The sequence below is a fragment of the Nesterenkonia sp. K-15-9-6 genome (genome assembly GCF_052656005.1).
In genome coordinates this window covers 1-1,025 of record NZ_JBQYEY010000060.1, presented here as the reverse complement: position 1 = coordinate 1,025, position 1,025 = coordinate 1, and the positions used below count along the sequence as shown (strand labels likewise).

General features: G+C 61.5%; 1 protein-coding gene. It reads right to left on the bottom strand.

What is annotated here, in order from left to right; translation table 11 throughout:
* Window positions 1–8 precede the first annotated feature (8 nt).
* A partial coding sequence (locus SD455_RS16605; RefSeq protein ID WP_445508744.1) for a transketolase-like TK C-terminal-containing protein occupies window positions 9–1,025 on the bottom strand: 1,017 nt, incomplete at its 5' end.

Here is a 1,025-nt window from a genome sequence, read left to right as displayed (position 1 = left end):
TCCTGGGCTCAGGCATCGCCTCCTGTGGACCCCGAGGTCCCAGCATTGGGATCAGAGAGCTGGTACTTCTCGATCGCTTCCTCCGCCAGGCCTGGGTCCAGGGTGTTCTCTTCGGCCAGCATTTGCAGAGCACGGATGACCATGGAATGAGCATCAATACGGAAATGCCGACGCGCAGCAGCCCGGGTATCCGAGAACCCGAAATCATCTGCCCCTAGAGTCGCGAACCTGTTCGGGATGAACTGCCGGATCTGGTCCGGGACCTGCGTGGAGTAATCCGTGGTCGCGATCACTGGACCCGAAGCCCCGGCCAGCTGTTCAGTGATGAACGGGGTCTGCGGCTCTCGAGATGGATCCAGCATCGCAGAAGCCTGTACCGCCAGTGCTTCACGACGCAGCTCGTTCCACGAGGTCACTGACCACACATCAGCAGCCACCCCCCAATCAGCGGCCAGCAGCCGCTGGGCCTCCAACGCCCAGGGCACCGCGACCCCAGAAGCCATCAGCTGCACCACCGGAGCATCACCATCCAGCTCCAGGCCATGCTCCCCACACCCCTGGGCCGCAGTGACCAATCGATAGATGCCCTTCTTCACACCAGTGACATCCAGGTCTTCCGGCTCAGGACGCTGAGTCACCGGCTCGTTATAGACGGTGAGGTAATACATCACATCATGATCCCCGGCATGATCCCCATACATCTCATAGAGACCCTGTTCGATGATATGAGCGATCTCGTACCCATAGGCCGGGTCATAATGCTTCACCGCTGGGTTGGTCCCGGCCAGGATCGGGGAATGCCCATCGAGATGCTGCAGCCCTTCACCGGCCAGCGTGGTCCGCCCGGCAGTGGCCCCGATGATGAAACCACGAGCCAGCTGATCCGCCGCAGCCCAGAACGAGTCCCCGGTGCGCTGGAACCCGAACATGGAGTAGAACACATAGACCGGGATCATCGGCTCACCATGAGTGGCGTAGCTGGTCCCAGCCGCAGTGAACGCCGCAGTGGCCCCGGCCTCATTGAT